At 32.7% G+C, this 21,051-nt stretch carries 19 protein-coding genes; 4 read left to right on the top strand and 15 right to left on the bottom strand.

Going from position 1 to position 21,051, the window contains the following annotated elements:
- Positions 1–152: 152 nt before the first annotated feature.
- Positions 153–1,538: a UDP-N-acetylmuramate--L-alanine ligase gene (murC, locus tag QO263_RS04795; RefSeq protein ID WP_285627034.1), complete on the top strand. Its 1,386-nt coding sequence runs from the start codon at positions 153–155 to the stop codon at positions 1,536–1,538.
- A 177-nt stretch (positions 1,539–1,715) separates the two neighbouring features.
- Here murC and QO263_RS04790 read toward each other — a convergent pair whose 3' ends face one another.
- From QO263_RS04790 to QO263_RS19120, 5 genes are all read right to left on the bottom strand, one after another.
- On the bottom strand, positions 1,716–2,714 hold the full coding sequence (locus tag QO263_RS04790; RefSeq protein ID WP_285627032.1) for an LCP family protein: 999 nt from the start codon (positions 2,712–2,714) through the stop codon (positions 1,716–1,718).
- Positions 2,715–3,044: 330 nt separating this feature from the next.
- Positions 3,045–3,440, bottom strand: a complete 396-nt coding sequence (gene mscL / locus QO263_RS04785; RefSeq protein WP_285627031.1) for a large-conductance mechanosensitive channel protein MscL — start codon at positions 3,438–3,440, stop codon at positions 3,045–3,047.
- Between the two features lie 74 nt (positions 3,441–3,514).
- Positions 3,515–4,258, bottom strand: a complete 744-nt coding sequence (locus QO263_RS04780; RefSeq protein ID WP_285627028.1) for an ATP-binding protein — start codon at positions 4,256–4,258, stop codon at positions 3,515–3,517.
- 107 nt (positions 4,259–4,365) lie between these two features.
- Entirely contained in the window at positions 4,366–5,361 is a 996-nt protein-coding gene (locus QO263_RS04775; protein WP_285627025.1) for a zinc dependent phospholipase C family protein, read from the bottom strand.
- 262 nt (positions 5,362–5,623) lie between these two features.
- Positions 5,624–5,809: a CC/Se motif containing family gene (locus QO263_RS19120; RefSeq protein ID WP_502928711.1), complete on the bottom strand. Its 186-nt coding sequence runs from the start codon at positions 5,807–5,809 to the stop codon at positions 5,624–5,626.
- 295 nt (positions 5,810–6,104) lie between these two features.
- On the opposite strand from QO263_RS19120, the gene QO263_RS04770 reads away from it, so the two are divergent.
- The gene (locus tag QO263_RS04770) at positions 6,105–6,836 is read left to right on the top strand and encodes a DUF881 domain-containing protein (RefSeq protein ID WP_285627022.1); all 732 of its coding nucleotides are present in this window, start codon (positions 6,105–6,107) and stop codon (positions 6,834–6,836) included.
- 172 nt (positions 6,837–7,008) lie between these two features.
- On the opposite strand, the gene QO263_RS04765 is transcribed toward QO263_RS04770, so the two are convergent.
- Positions 7,009–8,349: a glucose-6-phosphate isomerase gene (locus QO263_RS04765; protein WP_285627020.1), complete on the bottom strand. Its 1,341-nt coding sequence runs from the start codon at positions 8,347–8,349 to the stop codon at positions 7,009–7,011.
- A 67-nt stretch (positions 8,350–8,416) separates the two neighbouring features.
- Entirely contained in the window at positions 8,417–9,541 is a 1,125-nt protein-coding gene (locus QO263_RS04760) for a SpoIIE family protein phosphatase (protein WP_285627017.1), read from the bottom strand.
- 263 nt (positions 9,542–9,804) lie between these two features.
- Between QO263_RS04760 and QO263_RS04755 the strand changes: the two genes are divergently transcribed.
- Positions 9,805–10,191, top strand: coding sequence for a DUF5362 family protein (locus tag QO263_RS04755; protein WP_285627014.1), 387 nt, complete (start codon positions 9,805–9,807; stop codon positions 10,189–10,191).
- 42 nt (positions 10,192–10,233) lie between these two features.
- Here the strand turns inward: QO263_RS04755 and QO263_RS04750 are convergent, their stop codons facing one another.
- Complete coding sequence (locus QO263_RS04750) at positions 10,234–10,761, bottom strand: cob(I)yrinic acid a,c-diamide adenosyltransferase (protein WP_285627011.1); 528 nt, start codon at positions 10,759–10,761, stop codon at positions 10,234–10,236.
- A 201-nt stretch (positions 10,762–10,962) separates the two neighbouring features.
- Here QO263_RS04750 and hcp point away from each other — a divergent pair, with 201 nt between their 5' ends.
- A complete protein-coding gene (gene hcp / locus QO263_RS04745) occupies positions 10,963–12,609 on the top strand; it encodes a hydroxylamine reductase (RefSeq protein ID WP_285627009.1) in 1,647 nt (548 codons plus the stop codon).
- A gap of 59 nt (positions 12,610–12,668) precedes the next feature.
- Here the strand turns inward: hcp and QO263_RS04740 are convergent, their stop codons facing one another.
- The 7 genes from QO263_RS04740 to QO263_RS04710 all read right to left on the bottom strand — a co-directional run bounded on the left by QO263_RS04740 (position 12,669) and on the right by QO263_RS04710 (position 20,747).
- On the bottom strand, positions 12,669–13,016 hold the full coding sequence (locus QO263_RS04740; protein ID WP_285627006.1) for a cupin domain-containing protein: 348 nt from the start codon (positions 13,014–13,016) through the stop codon (positions 12,669–12,671).
- Positions 13,017–13,045: 29 nt separating this feature from the next.
- Positions 13,046–14,176 carry a THUMP domain-containing class I SAM-dependent RNA methyltransferase gene (locus QO263_RS04735; protein ID WP_285627003.1) on the bottom strand — a complete coding sequence of 377 codons (1,131 nt, stop codon included), beginning with the start codon at positions 14,174–14,176 and terminating at the stop codon, positions 13,046–13,048.
- 140 nt (positions 14,177–14,316) lie between these two features.
- The gene (locus tag QO263_RS04730; RefSeq protein ID WP_285627000.1) at positions 14,317–15,591 is read right to left on the bottom strand and encodes a TRAP transporter large permease; all 1,275 of its coding nucleotides are present in this window, start codon (positions 15,589–15,591) and stop codon (positions 14,317–14,319) included.
- On the bottom strand, positions 15,588–16,064 hold the full coding sequence (locus QO263_RS04725; protein WP_285626996.1) for a TRAP transporter small permease: 477 nt from the start codon (positions 16,062–16,064) through the stop codon (positions 15,588–15,590). The genes QO263_RS04730 and QO263_RS04725 overlap by 4 nt, the downstream gene beginning before the upstream one ends.
- 129 nt (positions 16,065–16,193) lie before the next feature.
- On the bottom strand, positions 16,194–17,228 hold the full coding sequence (locus tag QO263_RS04720; protein ID WP_285626993.1) for a TRAP transporter substrate-binding protein: 1,035 nt from the start codon (positions 17,226–17,228) through the stop codon (positions 16,194–16,196).
- 181 nt (positions 17,229–17,409) lie between these two features.
- Complete coding sequence (locus QO263_RS04715; protein WP_285626990.1) at positions 17,410–18,759, bottom strand: sigma-54-dependent transcriptional regulator; 1,350 nt, start codon at positions 18,757–18,759, stop codon at positions 17,410–17,412.
- A gap of 17 nt (positions 18,760–18,776) precedes the next feature.
- A complete protein-coding gene (locus tag QO263_RS04710; protein WP_285626987.1) occupies positions 18,777–20,747 on the bottom strand; it encodes a transporter substrate-binding domain-containing protein in 1,971 nt (656 codons plus the stop codon).
- Positions 20,748–21,051: the final 304 nt, after the last annotated feature.

Raw genomic sequence — 21,051 nt, 5'->3', positions numbered from 1 at the left:
TTAATATTATAAATTATTTCCTTTTTTAAAAGTTATTGATGTGGTATAATCATCACTGTATCAAGAGGAATTATCTTAGAATATGATAATAATAGTATAATTGTTGGCAATAATATGAATAATCATGTTATTCCTTGTCAGGAGGTAATATAATGTTTTCTTTTAATATACATAACCATAGCTTTTCCCATGTTCATTTTATTGGTATTGGTGGAATAAGTATGAGTGGGCTAGCTGAAATACTTATAGAAAATGGATACAGAGTTTCTGGTTCTGATATGAAGCCTTCTTCTATCTTGAAAAAGCTGGAAAGTAAGGGTGCTGTAGTAAATATAGGTCATAATAAAGATAATATAGGAGATGCTGATTTAGTAGTTTATACTGATGCAATAAGTAAGGATAACCCTGAGCTACTGGAAGCCTTTAATAAAAATATAACAACTGTAGATAGGGGTACTTTTCTAGGTCAGTTGATGAAGCTATATAAAAATTCAATTGCTGTATCTGGTACTCATGGTAAGACTACAACTACGGGAATGATGTCTGTAATATTTAATGATTCTCTTTTAGATCCTACAATTCTATTAGGTGGAGAATTAGATCAAATAGGCGGCAATGTAAAAATAGGTAATGGTGAGGTGCTCCTCACAGAAGCATGCGAATATAAAGGGAATATATTGAAGTTTCACGCTACCATAGGTGTTATTTTGAACATAGATGCAGATCATTTAGATTATTATAAGGACTTAACTCATATCATTAACACCTTTTCAGATTTTGTAAAGTTAATACCTAAGGGTGGATATATTGTTGCAAACAATGATGATAAAAATGTTAGAGAAGCTGTTAAAAACGCTAAATGCAATGTAGTTACATTTGGAATTGACAATGATTCCAATTATAAAGCTACTGATATCACATTTAATAATAGAGGACTTCCTTCTTTTAAACTAATGGTAAATAACGAGGAAGCTTATGATATTTCATTGAGTACAATAGGAATTCATAATGTATATAATGCACTAGCTGCAATAGCTACAGCTCATATATGTAAAGTTCCAATGGATTCTATTATTGATTCAATAGCTAAATATACTGGAACTCATAGAAGGCAGGAGTACAAGGGAAAGCTAGGAGAAGCCATAATTATAGATGACTATGCCCACCATCCAACTGCAATTAGGGCTACATTATCTGCACTAAGAAATTCTTCTAAAGGTAAAATAATTTGCGCATTCCAACCTCATACTTATACAAGAACTAAAGCACTGCTTAAGGAATTTGCTGATTCGTTCTCTGATGCTGACAAGGTTATAATTGCGGATATATACGCTGCTAGGGAGAAGGACACTGGAATGATTCACTCGAGGGATTTAGTCAATGAGTTGGTTAAAAATGGAGTTGATGCTGAGTACTTAGGAACCTTTGAAGAGATAAGCAACTATATTAGAAATAATGCATCCAAGGATGATATCATAGTAACTATGGGAGCAGGAGATATATATATAGTTGGAGAAATGCTTCTTACTAATAAATAATGAGAGTCCGTTATATATTGAGTATAAAAGCCTGCAGCTTTGCAGGCTTTTACTTGTATATTAGTTCAAGATTTCTCACTTTATTTAGATGATAGGTCGTTCTAAACACGACTAATGGGTAAAATCTTAATTCTTATCCTGACGGGCAGATATTAAGATTGGTTAATAATTTCATTCCTAATCATTATTTTTATTTTCTTCAATAACTTCCTCCTGCACGTTGTAAATTCCCATCATCAGTTCTTTTATTTTGTCGGGATCATGTATGAAATAGGATAATTTAACTTTATTGTATGTCCTATATTCATCTTTCCCTGGCAACGTGATCATAGAAATATTATCTGCATCAAATCCTATTAAACCAGCAGCATAGCCTAGTGCTTCTGTCAATTTAACATCGGTTTTTACATGATCAAAGGCTGTATTTACTACGTTTATAATTTTAAGACTTAGGGATTTTTTGATGGCGGATTTTAGGAATTGCTGTTGTGCCCTTATTCTTCCTAAGTCTCCGTCAGGATATCCTACAGTCATATCGTTATTGTGCCTAAACCTTAAAAATTTTACTGCCTGCTCGCCTTTTAACAATTGCTTTCCTTTTGGTATATCTATACGTAAAGGTGGTACGTCCTTTGGATCAAAATATTCCATATGAAAAGGTACATCTACTTCAACGCCGCCAATGGAGTTTACAATCGCCTCCACACCCTTATAATCTATCATAATGTAATGATGAACAGGTACTTGTCCCAAAATTTCTTCTACTGCTTTTTTACTTCCCTCTGTTTTACTTCTCCCATATACTGCGTTTATTTTCCTAACATCCGCATTCTCATATCCTTTAGTGTAGTAATAAGTGTCCCTAGGAATAGATATCATATCTACCTTTTTTTCTTTAGGATCATAGCTAGCAAATATCATTGTATCAGATCTAGGCCCTTCCATGCCCATGAGTAAAAAGTTCACTCTCTTGCTAGAGGCTATGGCTTTTTGGAAGGGATCCTTAGGCTCCTCATTTTTTGAGCTATTATCTCCATCACCGTCTTTATCACTTTGGCCTATATCATCCTGCTCTTCTGAAGGCACATATATTTTAGAGTACGTATATACGCCTGCACCTACAGCTAATAAAAAGCAAATAAAAGCAATAGAAAATATCTTTAAAAAATGCTTCAATATGAACACCTACTTTCAGCTTTATAAAAACTAAAATTACAGTTGCTTTCAAATTTAATACTGTTAGAATTAAACAATTGTTTATCAAAATTATAACATATTACGAAATATTAAAAAGTTAAAATTGTATTACAATTTAAGACTTTTTTATACTTTTTTATAGAATAATATCCACATTTTTTTAAAAAAACTCATGCAGATATCCACAAAGCCCATTATTAATGTGTACAACTTTAATTATAATTCTCTAATTTCTATATTTATAGAAAATCATTAGTTTACAGTTTCAATAGATAAATCTTTGAAGCTCATTTTTAAGAATTAATGAATCTATCTTCTTTCCTTTAATAAATCTCTGATTTCAGTAAGTAAAACTTCTTCCTTAGTTGGTTCTGCAGGCTTTGGCTTTTCCTCTTCCTTTTTCTTAAATGAATTTATAGCCTTAATAAAAAGAAATATTGAAAAAGATATAATCAAGAAGTCTAAAACTGATTGGAGAAATTGTCCATAATGTAGATAAAGCGCATCTTTTCCTTCTATTGCTTTTCTCAATAACAGTTTGTCTTCTGAAAAATTTATGCCCCCTAATATAAGTCCTAATAAAGGCATAATTACATCATTTACAAGAGAAGTTACGATTTTTCCAAAGGCACCTCCAATAATGACCCCTACTGCTAAATCAACTACATTTCCTCTCATTGCAAATTTTTTAAATTCTTTAAGCATATATTTACCCCCACTTGATTGCAAATTTTTATCTAATTATATCATACTTCCCTGACAAAAAGAAAAGAGAGTATTTAGCTCTCCTTCTCACCATTAATCAGTATTTTAACTTTATTCACCTTTATATCTTTTCCTGCCCTTTTTACTGCTTCACCTACTGCCATAACTATACCATTGCAGCAAGGGACCTCCATATGGGCTACTGTAATTCCTGTTATTTGATTATAGGATATAATATTAGTCAGCTTTTCAACATAATAATTTACATCATCAAGCTTTGGGCAGCCAATAACTACTGATTTGTTTTTAAGTAAATCTAGATGATAATTTGGATATGCAAAAGGAACACAATCCGCAGTTACTAACAGCTCCTTGCCATCAAAATATGAGGCTTTTTCTGGAACCAGCTTCAGCTGAACAGGCCACTGTGACAGTTGTGGTTTTATCTTTATTTCAATATCATCTGTGGATATTGAAGTTGAAGTCTCACCTTTTTCATTTCTTTGAATAGCCATAGCCCTGCTTCCAGGACATCCTCCTCCGTAGTGCTTATCTATAGGAGCCTGCTTTTGGCTTAGACCTTCTAGATGTTTTGCTGCTACCTCTTCATCAAATTCCTCTGCTTCTCTTTCGATTATTTCAATAGCACCCATTGGACAATGACCAATACATTTTCCTAAACCATCACATAAATTTTCAGATATTAGCTTTGCCTTTCCATTGACTATTTTAATGGCACTTTCTGCACATCCTTTTGTGCATAGGCCACATCCAACACATTTTTCTTCATCTATATGCATTATTTTTCTAATTGCCATTTTTGCACGCCCTTTCATTTTATTATGCTTTAATTATAACTGAACAACTATAATAATACATGAAAAGGCTCACAAAAATCTGTGATGTTTATCATAGTTATGATTAATTACGCTTCAAATATAGGTTTATAATATATAATCTCACAAGGGACATTAGTGTCTTTACCTGTAATATAGGAAATGTTAGGTAGAACCTTTCTTAAGCTGTCTATAGAAATTTTATTTTCTAAATACTTAATGGCTGTTTTAATCATTTCCAGGCTTTCCTTTACTGCAATATCATATACATCATAAAAGCTTTTAGAATATACTTCAGATTTATCACATGGGTGATTCCAAAAGCTGTGTTTAGTATTCATATAATCATGTCTATTATCAACTTTTCTTGGATATATAAGAGTACTGTATTCTATATCATCCTTTGCAATTTTATCAATAAACTTCATCAGGCCTTTTTTTATTCCTGACGGGTCATGAGCAAGCTTAAGAACTGTTTTCATGTCTTTATAGGAATCATTAATGAAATTTATAATTTCCTTAGGAGCATATATCTTGCTTAATGTATAGACATAATAGTCAATAATGCTTTTTGGAAGAGATTGTCCTACATCTATTTCCTCATATATCTGATGCTTAAAGCTCTCTAAATTTTTTCTTTCCTTCATCAATATTGTATCTATCATTAATTCAAGTCTTTTATGATAGCCTCCATATTTCCGTGTCTCGGGCTTATCTTTTTCATGCTTTCCTGAAAAATAATATATATATGGATGTGCCTTTCTATCTAAACTGAAATGGCATATTAGTCCACATATATAAGTGAATAGCAAATAAAATTCAGCCTTATTATTTCTTTTTTCCTTTATATAATCTATGCTTTCTACTAAAAAGTCCCCTGTTTTTTCCCTATGCATCATTCTACCGAACTTAGGGCCTCTCTTTCCCTTTGCAGTAGGAATGAAATCATTGTAAAAAAACATATCGGGTCCTTGGCAGCCCAAATTAAAGAGCTTTTCTTTTTTTAATATTTCTGTCCTCAGACTTTGATCCAAGCCCTGTATTGTATCATAGCCACATAATATATGTGTAAATACATCTGGCATATAAATCACTCCCACAAGTTTTTATTATACTATCCAGTATATTTTGAACCAAAAATTATGTTATTATTTATGACCTAACCCGATTGTTTCGAATGTTTTTATCGAAAGAATCGTAGGTAGGTCAAACGCAATGAGAACCAAATTTGCACGACCGTAGGGAGTGAACAAATTTGTGTTTCGAAACTGCAGAAAATGACCTAACCCGATTTTCTGAATGTTTTTATCAGGAATAAAGAAACCTCAGAAAAACAAAAAGCAGGTTTTACCTGCTTAAGTCAATAACTTTAACTGCGATTTCCTTATTCGGCAAATCAGAAGCCTGCTCTGACATACTTATGCTAACTTTTCCCTCTGTACTAGCCTCTTTATATAAATACACTTTAATATTATCTATATCAAATACATCATAATCTTCAGGCGCCTCCGGCTCCCTAGTCCTTACAAAGATTTCAGGTCTAGGACTTCAACAGCTTCCTACTGTTTCTGTATATATTGCAATTGTTTTTTTGCCTAAAGCTCTTAAGTATTGTTTTACCCTATCATCAATAATTATTTCCATATTCGTCCTCCTTGACTAAATCACTCATGACTAATAGTTTTTGTTGTATTAAATATATCAATTAATATACCCACTCCTCCTGCTAATTATCTTTAATCGCAAAAATTATAATTATTAACAATTTCTTTTTTCTCTCAAAAAGGTTATTATATAATTATAACTAGGAATTCTAGGAGGAATTAATTTGAAAAATATAAAAGGTATGCTGTCAGTTTTTCTAGTTTGTGTACTTTTAGGGGTAATACTTTCTATACAATTTAAAACTACTCAGAATGTTACCGATGGTGCTAATCCCATTGCTAAATCTAAAGCCTTATTGGCAGAGCTTAATAATCTGGAAAGCCAAAAAGCACAAGCTAAAAAAGACTTAGCAGAAATCGAAGGTAAGATTAAGCAGCTTGAAGAAGAAGAAGCTGATAAGGATTATCACCTAAGGACTCTTTATAACGAGCTAGAAAAATATAATATGTTTTTAGGATATAAAGAAATGGAGGGTTCTGGTGTTCAAATAGAAATTGATGAACCTGAGGCAGAAGCTATCTTTGATGATGGCACCAGCATTGTAGCATATAATTATGATTATCTTTTACAGATAATTAGTTCTCTGAATGCTGCCAATGCAGAAGCCATATCAGTAAATGATATAAGATATACTTCGTATTCAACACTTATAGCAGAAAATAACACATTGATATTTGATGACCATGTTATCAGTACTCCAATAATTGTAAGGGCTATAGGAGACCCTAAGGAACTAGAGTCAAATATGACCTTTAGGGGTGGAATATTGGATAGTATGAAAAGGCAGCTGCGCCTTAAGGTCAATATTACTAAAAAAGATAATATAGTAATACCTAGTCTTAACAAAAAAACAGAGTTAAAGTATGTAAGACCTATTGATAATCTTAGCGATTAGAAGAAAAATTAGTAGTACTCATTTCACTAAAACTTGAATAAAGTTTGGTTCAAAGCTATTAAAAATCCGTAGACTTGATATTATGTGTCTACGGATTTTCTTCAGCCTTTATTTCAATTTTATGAATCAAACTTTAATAGCCATTTGCTTCTACTAATCTATCCAACTGATTCTATATTCTTTTTTCCAGTTCTTTTTTTAGATTTTCATATCCTGGTTTTCCTAATAGGGCAAACATGTTTTTCTTGTAGGCCTCAACTCCAGGCTGATCAAAAGGATTTACTTCCAGTAAATATCCACTTATGGCACATGCCTTTTCAAAAAAGTATATTAGCTTACCATAATAAAATTCGTCTATCTTTGGTATACTTATAATAATATTAGGTACTCCTCCATCTACATGAGCTATGACTGTACCCTTAAATGCCATTTTGTTTACATAATCTACAGTTTTCCCTGCCAGATAGTTTAGACCATCAATATCTGATTCTACGCTATTAATTTTTATTTTCTCCGTCATACTTCCAATATTTATTGTTGTTTCAAATAAAAATCTTCTGCCATCTTGTATGTATTGTCCTAAGGAATGAAGATCTGTAGAAAAATCTGCTGAAGTAGGGAATATTCCTTTCCCATTTTTTCCCTCGCTTTCTCCATAAAGCTGTTTCCACCATTCGGCAGTATAATGCATTGAAGGCTCATAGCTAGCTAATATTTCTACATTTTTTCCTTTTCTATAAAGTATATTTCTAATAGCAGCGTACATATAGCAATGGTTTTCCTCTAAATCCTTAAGACAGTACTCTTCTCTTGCTGATCTTGCTCCCTCCATTAACAGCTCAATATCTATACCAGCAGCTGCAATAGGAAGTAGTCCTACAGGAGTAAGTACAGAAAATCTACCTCCTATATCATCAGGTACAACAAAGGTTTCATATTTCTCATCTTCTGCAAGTTTTTTTAATGCTCCCTTTTCTTTATCCGTTGTCACATATATTCTTTTTGAGGCTTCTTCTCTGCCATACTTTTTCTCAATATATTCTTTAAATATTCTAAATGCAATAGCAGGCTCTGTAGTAGTGCCTGACTTTGATATAACATTTATGCTTATATCCTTCCCCTTTACAATATCCAATAAATCTACTAAATATTTAGTGCTAATATTATTTCCAACAAAGTGTATCTCTGGTGTTTTTCTTTCATCCACGGGAAGTAAATTATAGAATGAATGACTTAGAGCTTCAATGGTAGCCTTTGCACCTAAGTATGATCCACCTATACCGATTACTATTAGTGCCTGAGAATCATTTTTTATTTTAGCTGCGGCTCTCTTTATCCTTTCGAATTCTTTCCTGTCATAATTAATAGGATAATCCATCCAGCCTAAATACTCTTTCCCCAGACCCGCTCTGCTTTGTAATACTTCATGGGCAGTAAATACTTCTTCTTTAATATTTTCAATCTCTGATTCTAAAACCATTGAATTTGAAAAGTCTAAAAAAATATTCTGCACTTATATCCCCCTTTTGTCCTAGTCACTTATACAGTAACTTATTATCCCCAGCTGGTTGCTCAGCTTCTCAATTCATTATTTCAACAGTTAACAATGCGAAATCATCATCTACATCTTTATATTTAAATTCATTAAGACTCTTCTCTATGGCACTTAAAAGATTGTCTTTGTTTTTACTTGTTATATCTATCAATCTATCGAAACCAAATAATTCTCCCTTTTCATTTCTAGTTTCAATTACTCCATCAGTATAGAATAACATTTTATCCCCTTTTTGGAGTTTAACAGACTTCTCTTCATATTTAATGCTGTCAAACAGACAAGTGATTGGATAGCCTTTAGACTCTAAAAATTCTATTCCATTACAATTAATATGTAAAGGAATACAATTGTGTCCACCATTAACATATCTAAAAGTATTATCCCTTTTATCGAAAATACCATAAAATATAGAAAAATACTTATCCGTATCAAGATTCAAGTCTAGGAACTTCTGATGTAGTTCGCTAATGGCTTTGCTTGGTTCTAAATAATCATATTTTATTGATTTCATAGCCTGTCTAACAAACATTGTCATTATTGATGCTGTAATTCCATGTCCTACTACATCGCTAATGTAAATACCTATAAGGTTTTCATTAATTTTATTTATGTCGAAAATATCTCCACTCAACATTTCAGAGGGAAAATATAAATAATCCACATTAAGAGGACCTAATGTTCCTTGCTTTGGTAATATATTTTTCTGAATAGTTCTCGCAAAAGACAAATCCTTGCTCATCTTTTCATTCTTCTTAATTATTTCCTTTTCAAGCTTCCTTTCCTTGGTTACATCCCTAAACACTTCAACAGCTGCATAAATATTGCCGTCTGGATCTTTAACTGGTGAACTCTTAACTGAAAATATCCTATCGCCTATATTTTCTTCTTTCTCTACTACCTCTCCCGTACTTACAGTGGTTGAGGAAATACATCTGCTACAAGCAGAACACTTCCCAAGAGCAGAATAGCATTTTTTACCAACAATGTCCTTACCCAATTCATCTTCCATTGATTTGTTTGCATATATAATAATTCCATTCCTGTCAATAACACGTACCCAGTCTACCATACCATCTAGAACTTCATAAGAAATAATCTCATCTTTTTTTATTCTGTCATTAATAAATATTCTCTTAGGTTCTTGAATCAAATTCTATCCCCCCTTTATCTATAAATGCATATAAATAAATTAAACTCTTAATTCAAATCATATCTTACACTATATTATATAATCTATGCTAAAATTCATATGATGCATATATTTAAAATACTTATTTATAGTATTATATCATAAATCTATTGTTTTACTAGATTCATGTTTACGACAAAAGATGTTCCAATAATTATTTGATATACCGCATAAGATTATTATATAATCTAATTATAATCTGAAAAAAAGGAGGTGAATTTAGATTGGATAACTTAAATCAAGCAACATACTCTACACCAGACAGAAATTTGCTAGAAACAATAAGTAAATGGTCTGGCTTCGTAGGTATAATGACTATCATAACAGGTGCTCTTACATGTCTAGGCGCAATTGCAACCTTTGGGGTCTCTCTAATTCCCGGAATTATTCAAATTATACTAGGAGTAAAGCTTAGAAATGCTAAAACATCTGTGGATAGATACTTAGCAGGAGATGCAAGAGAAATCAATGGTATTTTTGAAAGCTTAGGTTCATATTTGAAGCTTCAAGGTATTCTAATCATTGTAGGACTTGTTCTAGCAGTTATAGGCATAATCATAGCCCTAGTAGTAGGAATAAGCGTTGCAAGTCAATTTGGTGGGTATTATTAAATAGAGCAGGTCTATATCAGCTATAGGCCTGCCTTATTTTTTCTAATTGAAATTCACTTCCTCAAATCCATCTTCAATATATCTTGAAAGTATATATATTAAATCAGACAATCTGTTTACATATTTGATTAGATGGGGATTTACCTGTACTTCCTTTGATAGTGTAATTATTCTTCGTTCAGCTCTTCTACAAACAGTTCTTGCGACATGTAAAAAAGCTGATGCCTTACCTGCTCCTGGTACTATAAAATGATCAGGCTTTTTTATTTTTTCTGTGTATTTATCTATTTCCTTCTCTAAAAAGATTACTTCGTCTTCCTTTATTGTAGCTGGTTTTTTATTTTCATCCTCTGTAGCTAATTCTGCCCCCACATCAAATAGCTTCCTTTGAATTTGATGAATAAGCCTGTATATCTCCTCATCTCGTATATAATTTTTTGATAAACCTAGCAAGGTATTCAGTTCATCTATTGTGCCATAGCTTTCCACTCTTATATCATCTTTATCTACTCTTTTGTTATCAAACAAACTGGTTTGACCTTTATCTCCAGTCTTAGTATATACACTCATATATTACACCTCCTCTATTTATTACTATAATCAAGATATACCCCGTATTCTATTTTTTATTTATTTTTCGTGACATATATCACAATTTTATTTGATGCCAATCACGGCTTTGTAATTTCTTCTCTTTTATTATATAGATAGAAACTTTAGTTTATAATAATTTTCAATATAAATATCACCAATTAAAGGGAGGAGTTTTTAATGAGTATGTTTTGCTTTCAATGTCAAGAAACAGCTAAAGGTGCCGGCTGTACAATTAGAGGAGTATGTGGTAAGCCTGCTGAGGTAGCCAATTTACAGGACTTACTTATCTACTCACTAAAAGGTATCTCATTCTACAACAATAAAGCTAGGGAATTAAAATTAGATACAAAAAAAGCAGATCATTTTATAATCGAAGGTCTCTTCATGACTATAACTAATGCAAACTTTGATAAAGCTCGTTTTGTCGCTAGAATCAAAGAAGCATTGAAGCTTAGAGATGAAATTAAAGAATCAGTAATAAAGGCTGGAGGAAGCATAGTAGATATTACACATGATTCTGCAACTTGGTATTCAGATTCAGAGGAAGTATTTGATAAAAAATCTAAATATGTAGGAATTTTAGCTACAGAAAATGAAGATGTGAGATCTTTAAGAGAATTATTGACATATGGACTTAAAGGTATGGCTGCATATGCTGAACATGCCATCAATCTAGGTTATGAAGATGCTGGAGTATATTCATTTATAGGAAAGGCTTTAGTAGCTACTACTGATAATAGCCTATCAGCAGATGAACTAGTAGCCCTTGTGATGGAATGTGGAAAGCACGGCGTAGATGTAATGGCCTTATTAGACAAAGCTAACACTAGCACTTATGGGCATCCTGAAATAACTAAGGTAGATATAGGGGTAAGAAATAACCCAGCAATATTAGTAAGCGGACACGACCTAAAAGACTTTGAGGAAATCTTAAAGCAAACTGAGGGAACTGGAGTAGATATCTATACTCACGGTGAAATGCTGCCTGCCCACTATTATCCAGCATTTAAAAAATATTCTCATTTTGCAGGCAACTATGGAAATGCTTGGTGGAAGCAGGATAAGGAATTTGATAGCTTCAATGGCCCTGTAATATTAACTACAAACTGTTTAGTTCCACCGAAGGATTCATATAAGGATAGAATATATACAACTGGTGCAGTAGGCTTTGATGGATTGACACATATAATGCCAGATGCTAATGGCAGGAAAGACTTTTCTCAAGTAATTGAGCATGCTAAAAAATGTGCTTCCCCTACAGAAATCGAAACAGGTGAAATAGTTGGTGGATTTGCTCACAATACTGTATTAAGTCTTGCAGATAAGGTTGTAGATGCTGTTAAATCAGGTGCTATAAAGAGATTCTTTGTTATGGCAGGCTGTGACGGAAGAATGAAGTCAAGAGATTATTATACTGAATTTGCTAAGGCTTTGCCAAAGGACACTGTAATCCTTACAGCAGGCTGTGCAAAATATAAATATAATAAGCTTGAGTTAGGAGATATAGGTGGAATTCCAAGAGTATTAGATGCAGGACAATGTAATGACTCCTATTCTCTTGCAGTAATTGCGCTAAAATTAAAAGAAGTATTTGAATTAAATGATATAAATGAGCTTCCAATATCATATAACATTGCATGGTATGAGCAAAAAGCTGTAATTGTATTATTAGCACTTCTATATTTAGGAGTTAAAAATATTCACTTAGGACCAACTCTACCGGCATTTCTATCTCCAAATGTGGCTAAGGTATTAGTTGAAACATTTGGGATAGGTGGAATTACAAATGTGGAAGATGACATGAAAATGTTCATGGGAGCATAGAAAACAAGGGCTATTCCATATGATTTTAAATAATCATAGGAATAGCCCTTTACTTTATTCTATTTATGCCCTTCTTTTGGCACTATGCAGATAAATTCAAATAGTTCATTGCCAACATTTGAAAACTGATGCTCCTTATTTGATGGTACATAGGCAAATGAGCCTGCTTCTACATCTATGTCTTTTCCATCTAGATGCAGTCTTCCCCTGCCACTTATTACATAGTTTATGTGTGGCCAAGGATGGCTATGCTTCGGAGTATATCCTCCAGCTTCAATCTCTAAGATACGCATTACATAACCTTCCCACCCTTCTGTAGGTGACACCAGCACTTTCATTGCTGCTTCTTTTGCTTGTGGGTTTTCAATTTTCATTGCCTTTACATCATTTTTGTGTGATACTATCATGACAAAACCCCCTTATAATTTATAATCATTTAGATAGGTCTAGGTCCATAATACTGATAATAATCTACCTTTATCCTGCCATTAAATAGTTTTCTTTTCTTATCTGCTTTTTTGCCGTATAGCTTTTCGAAATCCTCATTTGATGTAATTACATAAACAGACCAAGTATCTAATTTTTTGAATACCTTGCCCATCTCCCTATAAAGCTCCTCTGCTTCACTTTTTTCTCCTAGTCTTTCGCCATAGGGTGGATTACATACAATGACTCCATAATCATCTCTTATATTTACTTTAGACATATCCTTAACTTCAAAGGTTATACATTCATCTACCCCTGCTTCATAAGCATTTTCCCTTGCAGCCTCTATTGCTTTAGGATTTATATCCGAGGCATATATTTTCATGTCTAAATCTTGATTGATAGCTTTAAATGCCTCTTTTCTTGCTTCTTTCCATAGAGCTTCTCCTATTCTAGGCCATTCTTCTGATGCAAAGCTTCTCTGTAATCCTGGAGCTATATTTTTACCTATCATAGCTGCTTCTATAGGTATTGTTCCAGAGCCACAAAAAGGATCTAATAATATTCTGCCAGAATTCCAATAGCTTAAGCTAACACTAGCAGCTGCTAGTGTTTCTTTAATAGGGGCTTCTACATTTTCTACCCTATATCCTCTTTTATGTAATCCTTCTCCGCTTGTATCAATAGTAAGTGTTGCTATATCCTTAAGAATAGATACCTGAATAGTGAATTTAGGTCCATCTTCCTTAAACCATTCTGTTTTATATTTTTCTTTTAGCTTTTCAACTACTGCCTTCTTTACTATTGCCTGACAATCAGAAACACTAAAAAGCTTAGAGTTTACGGATTTTCCAGTGACAGTGAATTCTCCATCCTCTGTTATCCATTCATCCCAAGGAAGTGCTTTAGTCCCTTGAAAAAGCTCTTCAAAGGATAGAGCCTTAAACTCACCTAGTTTTAACAAAACTCTATCTGCAGTCCTTAGCCATAAATTTGCTTTAGGTATCCCCGACTCATCGCAACTAAAAGTAACTTTCCCATTTTCTACTGTAATATCTTTATATCCGAGCTTTTCTACCTCTCTCTTTACTACGGCCTCAAGTCCAAATGTGGATGTTGCGATTAACTGTATATTTGCCATTTTATCTCTCCTATATCATGTCTTCATTTATATTTTACCAAAATGAAATACATTTTGCTAACTTTAATATTTGTTATGCGGAGAATTTTTATTTTAGGAATAATGTGGAAAGGAGACAGATAACTGTCTCCCAAAGTTATTTACTTCATTGCATTGACAAGAAACATTGTAACCTGAGGCACATATGTTACAATGGCCATGGCAATTAAAGACAGCAATATAAAAGGCATGGTGCCCTTGATAATGGTACCAAGAGGTTTTTTTGCAACCCCTGAAGATACGAATAAGTTAAGTCCAAATGGAGGTGTAGACATACCTATAGCTCCATTAACAACCATTATAATGCCTAGGTGAACAGGGTCTATTCCATAATTTATAGCCACTGGTAAAAACAATGGTGATAAAATTGTTTGTATTGATGCTGCATCTATAAACATTCCAGCAATTATAAGAATAATATTAATCATAAGCAGTATTGAAATCTTAGAATTGGTTATTCCCATTAATCCCGCTGCAAGAACCTGAGGAACCTGTTGTCTTGTCAATATCCATGAGAATATTGAAGCAGCAGCTAGCAATACCATAATTTGAGCAGTTCCAACAGCAGAATCAATTGTTTCATTCATCAGTTCTTTAAAACTCAATTCCTTATAAATAAACAGTGAAACAATTATAGCATAAATTGCTGCAACAACTGAGGATTCTGTAGGAGTAAAAATACCTCCATATATTCCTCCAATAATTATTATTGGAACACCTAAAGCCCATCCAGCATCTTTTATGGCTGTCATTAGTTCTTTAAATGAGGCTCTTTTTTTCACCGGCACTTTATGTTTCTTTGCATAAAAGTAACAATATGCTATAGTAATAAGCCCCCATACCAGTCCAGGTCCAACTCCGCCTATAAATAAATCTCCAATTGATACTCCAGTAACAGTTCCGTATATAATCATCCCAATACTAGGTGGAATAATAACTGCAACTGCAGGGGTAGCTGTTATCAAACCAAGGGAAAATTTCTCTCCATAATTTGCATTTAGCAGTTCAGGTAGTAAAAGTCCTCCTATTGCTATTACTGTTGCAGGACTTGAACCTGATAGTGCTCCGAAAAACATACAGGATATAACAGTTGCCATTGCTAGACCACCGCTCAAGTGTCCTACTAGCTTATCTGCAACATTGATTATGCGTTTAGACATGCCACCGCCCTTCATTATATTGGCAGCAAGTATAAAAAAGGGAACTGCCATTAGAGAGAACTTGTCAATTCCTGAGAACATTCTTTGTGCAACTACCTCTAAAGGTATAGGTGAAAAAAGCGATAATGAAAGAACACTGGCTGAAGACATTGCAATAAATACTGGCATAGCACTTAGTAAAAATACAAATAATAAAATAAATAAAACACCTATCATTTATTTTCACCTACCTTAATCAAGGAAATAAACTCTTGAATATATCTTATTGACATAAGAATTCCTCCTACAGGCATAGCTGCATACACAATTGACATGGGAATTCCCATTGTAGAACTAATTTGATTTGTATTATGAACATTCATTGTAATCTTAAATGAAAAATATGTGAAAACAACACTAAATATAAGTGAAAATAATGCTAATATTAAAGACAGTATTTTCTTTGGCTTTTCCCCTAATATATTCATTATTACATCAACACCTATATGGGCACCTTTGTATACACATACACTGGCACCAACAAAGGTTATCCATACTATGGCATAGCGTGCAAGTTCTTCAGCCCAGAGCATTGAAGTACCAAAAAATCTGAGAACTACATTGATGAACAAAATAACTGCAACAATTAACAATAATATTGCGATAAAATACTGTTCAATTTTTGATAGTACTTTATTAGCTGATTTCATCTTTTCCTCCTATTTTTTATAAAGAATAGGAAAGTTCTATTCTGTTACTTTTTATTTAAAGAACTTTCCGTCATAAATTTCAACAAAAGCTACCTTGTTAAGGCCTTAATACAAGCTTTTGTTGGAAAACTATTGATATTTTTCTATTTCAGCATATGTCTTTTCTAAAATCTCACTTCCAAATTGTTTAGAATATTCTTGATGAACTGATTTAGTTGCTTCCTTTAAATCATTTTTTTGCTCATCTGTTAATTCAATTATAGTAGTGCCAGCCTCTTTAATTGTTTGTATATATTTCACTTCTTCATCTTGAACTGCTTGTCTCTGCCATTGCGCTATTTCTCTGCCTTTTTCATAAAGAATTTTTTGAATATCTTCAGGTAATTTATTGTACCAATCGTTACTGAATATTAGTACATGGGCCAAATATGCATGTTCACTAAGTGTTAAGTGGCTTTGAACCTCATAAAATTTATTGCTTTCTATTGTAACTAGTGGGTTTTCTTGTCCTTGTACAACACCTAATTGCAATGAATTATACAATTCCCCAAAGTCTATTGGTACAGGTACAGCACCTAATGCCTTGAATTGACTTATGATAATTGGACTTTCCATGGTTCTGAATTTAACGCCTTTGAAATCGTTTACATTAGCTATAGCTTTATTAGCAGTAAAATGCTTGTACCCATCTTCATAAAATGCTACGCCTTTGACATTTTGCTGTGCTAATTTATCAAGTAATTCAGTTCCTACTTCTCCATCCATTATCTTGTACCCTGTTTCTCTATCTGGAAATAAAAACGGAAGATCAAACAGTTGAAGCTCAGGAGCAAAACCACTTATTCTAGCTGTAGGTACAAGTGCTATCTCTTGTGTTCCCATCTGTAATCCTTCAAACATCTCTCTTGCACTTCCTAATTGACCTGACGGGAATACGTTTACCTTGACCTTGCCATTTGTTGCTTTTTCAACTTCTTCTTTAAACTTAATAGCTGATTTATGATGAGGAGTATCAGGCATAAATCCATGTCCATAAGAAATTTCAATTACTTTATCTGTAGTATCTGCATCTGTTCCTTCACTATCATTGCTGCAACCAATGGCTATTACACTTAGTAACAGCATTAAAACTAATAATAACGATGTTTTCTTAAGCTTTAACATTAATATTACCCCCTACTGGTATCTAATTTAATTGCTAAGTGCAATCCATATATAATATTGCAATAGTTATGCCAAGCATGGCCTAATAATTTCATTGAAAGTAACCACTTTTGTAATATAAATTAAAAAAGCTCCCTGCATATTTTGCACTAAAGTGCAATTTTTGCAGGAGGCTTTCATTTTAAATTTGATATTCCTTAATTTTATATTGAAGATTACGGATACTTATTTGCAAGCTCTCTGCTGTAATTTGTCGATTTCCATTATAATGCTCCAAGGTTTTTAGTATGACTTCTTTTTCAATGTCCTTTAAGCTAGTTCCCACCTTAATGCAAATATGATTTTCATCAATACCTTGATCCCTATTATAGAAATACCTTTTTGGTAAATCTTCTCTCATAATAATATTTTTATCTGATAAGGCTACTAGCATCTCAACTAAATTCTCAAGCTCTCTCACATTACCAGGAAAACTATACTCCTTTAGAATCCGTATGGCCTCTTCACTAAATCCATCAATGTCCTTCTTTAGCTTTTTATTGTATTTATCTAAAAAATAGCTGAGTAAAATAGGTACATCATCTTTACGCTCTCTCAGTGGAGGAACTTCTATTTTTATGACATTAAGTCTATAAAACAAATCCTCTCTGAAATTTCCCTTCTTAACCTCTTCTTCTAGGTTCTTGTTCGTAGCAGCCACTATTCTTACATTGATTTTAGTAGGTGTATTGCCTCCTAATGGCGTAACCACCATGTCTTCAACGGTTCTCAATATCTTGGCCTGAAGCTGCAAATCCATTTCTGCAATTTCATCTAAAAACAGTGTACCATTATGGGCAAGCTGTATCTTACCTACTTTCTTCTTATCTGCCCCTGTAAATGCTCCTCTTTCGTATCCAAATAATTCACTTTCAAGTAAGTTGGCAGGTATTGCAGCACAATTTACTACTATAAAATTTCCGTCCTTCCTATTACTTTGAAAATGCAGTGCTTTAGCTATTAAGTCCTTCCCAGTCCCACTTTCGCCAATTATTAGGACAGTTGAATCAATATCAATTACCTTTTCAACTCTTTTAAGCATTAATTTTAATTTTTCTGAACTCCCTACTATTTCCTTAAAGCTATATCTTTCATTTACTATCTTTTTTAGATTGTTAAGTGAGAAATTTAGCTTTTTATAGTCAATTGCCTTTTCAATATATAGATATAGTTCCTCCATATCTAAAGGCTTGGTTAGATAATGAAATGCTCCTTCTTTTATTGCATTGATAGACGATTGAATAGTACCAAATGCAGTGATTACAATAACTTGTACCTCACTTCTATTATTCTTTATATCCCTTAATACTTGTATTCCATCGTACTTTCCTATTTTTAAATCTAATAAAACTACGCTGATGTCCTCACTGCTTAGTATTTCCATGGCCTGCTCAACACTTTGGGAAGTATATACATTATAATTGTCTTCAAGAGCAAACTCTAAAGAATCACAAATATGCTTTTCATCATCTAGAATTAATATCTTTTCCACAATGATTCTCTCCTTCCTTAGATGTTATCCTGTAAAGAAAAGATTAATTTTACCTTTGTCCATTCACCATGCTTACTGGTAATACTAATGCTTGCATTATTATCCTTAGCATATTGATAGCTTATGGCTAAACCTAAGCCTGTCCCATAATGCTTTGTAGTAAAGAAAGGATCAAACAGATTATTTAGGTCTTCCTCCCTAATACCAGGTCCATCATCTAATATACTCACAATGATATCTCCTTGAGAGTCATCTATACCAATAGATATACTCCCATTCTCCTCAATAGCATCTATACTGTTAAGTAGAATATTAATTATTATTTGCATAATTTGTTGCTTATCTGCATATAAAAACTTTTCTGCTTCGTCTAGATAGTTAAAGCTTATTTGCTTTTTCCTCATCTCAACAGCAAAAATATCTATTACATGGTTCACTAGCTGAACTAAATCAAATTTTTCTTTCTTAAGCTTTTTGGGTTTAGAAAAGTTTATCAAGTCAGAAAGCAAGTCATTGAGTCTAGATATCTCTATAGGTACCTGTGTGGTTATCTTTTCTCTAAACTCCCTATTGTCATACTTAAGTGGCAGAAGATCAATATATGTCTTTATCGTTGTAAGCGGATTTCTTATTTCATGCGATATTCCTGATACAACAATACCTAATGAATTCATTTTATCATTTTCTGCAAGCCTTTTCCTAAGAACATTAAGCTCTGTTATATCGTTGAATGTCATTACAGCCCCAATATTTTCATTGTTCAAATTAAATAAAGGTCTTAAAATATATGATATAGTTATTTCTTTATTATTTAATAAAAGTCTCTTTTCCTGATAGTTAAAATGTCTTTCTGATTTTAAACAGTCCTTTATCTTATCAATATCAAAATATTTATTAAGGTCTGTCTTATCAATATGTTTGCCTATGAAATCCTTTTCCTCTATATTCAATAGATTCTCACAGCTCTTATTTATTGTTGTAATAACTCCCCTATTATCAAATGTTATTAGTCCATTACCAATTCCATTTAATATTTGTTCTTTATATTTATTACTTTCTTTAATAATCTGCTGATTTCGTTTTAATTGTGAGTTCGCTACAGTGAGTTCAAGAGTTCTTTGCTCTACCTCTTTTTTTAATGCATTATTAATTTTAATAAATAGAACAACAATTAGAAATACTATAAATGCAATAACAGAAATTGTACCGACTATATATCTGGTATATTTCCAAATTGGATTTAAATCTTCTCCAAACCATTTTTCATATATTTTATTGTATGTGCCTTGTTTTTTTAAGCTTTTTAGAGCCCTATTAAATTCACCAACCAGCTCATCGTTACCTTTCTTAAAAGCCATTCCATAGAATGTAAAATTGATCTCATTACCTACAATCTTGATACTCTTTATATCTTTATTGTTTCGGAGTATGTATTGCCCAGTTAATTTGTTTCCCAGAACTGCATCGACTTCTCTATTTAAAAGAGTTTTAAACGCTTCATTCAAATCCGAAAAAAATACAACTTCTATTTCTCCAATATCAGCAAGAGCATATGCTGCAAAATCGCTTCTTTGAACAGCAACCCTATGTCCTTTTAGATTATCAATTCCAAATATTTGAGATTCATCTTCTCTTACAAAACAAGCAAGAGAATTTATTAAATACTCATCAGAAAAATCGTACAGAGTTCGTCTAGCTTCATTATAGTTCATGCCCTGTATTGCATCTATGCTCCCATTTTGCAAAGAAATATGCGCATCTACCCAGTCCATTGGCACTAGCTTTATTTCCACTCCCATTTCCAATGAAAGAGCCTTCATCAAATCCACATTAAATCCTCTGTATTCACCATCGTCGTCTACAAATTCAAATGGAGGATAATTGGCTTCTCCACCAATTATTAAAAGCTTCTCAGCATCTGTACAATAGGAAACTAAACTAAAGGATAAGAATATTATCAGTAAGAAAATCGCCGCTTTAATTTTCAATTAATAGGCCACCTTTACTAATTAATCTGTTGTGCCAGCTGTTATAGTAATTTTAGTTTATATTATAACATAAATTTATTTGTCGATACACTTATAGCCTTTACTTAACATTTTTATTTTTTTGTTTCATCTAAAAATAGCTGGGTATATTGTTAGTGTACAGATAATATCTATTAGATAGACGTTAATAACTTTCAACTAATTTGCATTTAAAAAGGTAATACTATGAGTCAATAAAGTTTTTATTTTTATCCCATATCTTACAATTTTTCATCTTTCACTTTCCTAAATGAAAGATGAGAAT

Origin of the sequence: Proteiniborus sp. MB09-C3, assembly GCF_030263895.1 — a bacterium.
Classification (GTDB): domain Bacteria; phylum Bacillota; class Clostridia; order Tissierellales; family Proteiniboraceae; genus Proteiniborus.
The sequence above is the reverse complement of the archived record's forward strand: the minus strand, read 5'-3'. Positions and strand labels throughout refer to the sequence as shown.

What these genes read in the sequence shown, in the direction of transcription:
- murC (WP_285627034.1), top strand. Translation starts at nt 153, where the DNA reads ATGTTTTCTTTTAATATACATAACCATAGCTTTTCCCATGTTCATTTT.
- mscL (WP_285627031.1), bottom strand. Translation starts at nt 3,440, where the DNA reads ATGCTTAAAGAATTTAAAAAATTTGCAATGAGAGGAAATGTAGTTGAT.
- QO263_RS04780 (WP_285627028.1), bottom strand. Translation starts at nt 4,258, where the DNA reads ATGGCAATTAGAAAAATAATGCATATAGATGAAGAAAAATGTGTTGGA.
- QO263_RS04775 (WP_285627025.1), bottom strand. Translation starts at nt 5,361, where the DNA reads ATGCCAGATGTATTTACACATATATTATGTGGCTATGATACAATACAG.
- QO263_RS04750 (WP_285627011.1), bottom strand. Translation starts at nt 10,761, where the DNA reads ATGAGTGTATATACTAAGACTGGAGATAAAGGTCAAACCAGTTTGTTT.
- hcp (WP_285627009.1), top strand. Translation starts at nt 10,963, where the DNA reads ATGAGTATGTTTTGCTTTCAATGTCAAGAAACAGCTAAAGGTGCCGGC.
- QO263_RS04740 (WP_285627006.1), bottom strand. Translation starts at nt 13,016, where the DNA reads ATGATAGTATCACACAAAAATGATGTAAAGGCAATGAAAATTGAAAAC.
- QO263_RS04735 (WP_285627003.1), bottom strand. Translation starts at nt 14,176, where the DNA reads ATGGCAAATATACAGTTAATCGCAACATCCACATTTGGACTTGAGGCC.
- QO263_RS04730 (WP_285627000.1), bottom strand. Translation starts at nt 15,591, where the DNA reads ATGATAGGTGTTTTATTTATTTTATTATTTGTATTTTTACTAAGTGCT.
- QO263_RS04725 (WP_285626996.1), bottom strand. Translation starts at nt 16,064, where the DNA reads ATGAAATCAGCTAATAAAGTACTATCAAAAATTGAACAGTATTTTATC.
- QO263_RS04720 (WP_285626993.1), bottom strand. Translation starts at nt 17,228, where the DNA reads ATGTTAAAGCTTAAGAAAACATCGTTATTATTAGTTTTAATGCTGTTA.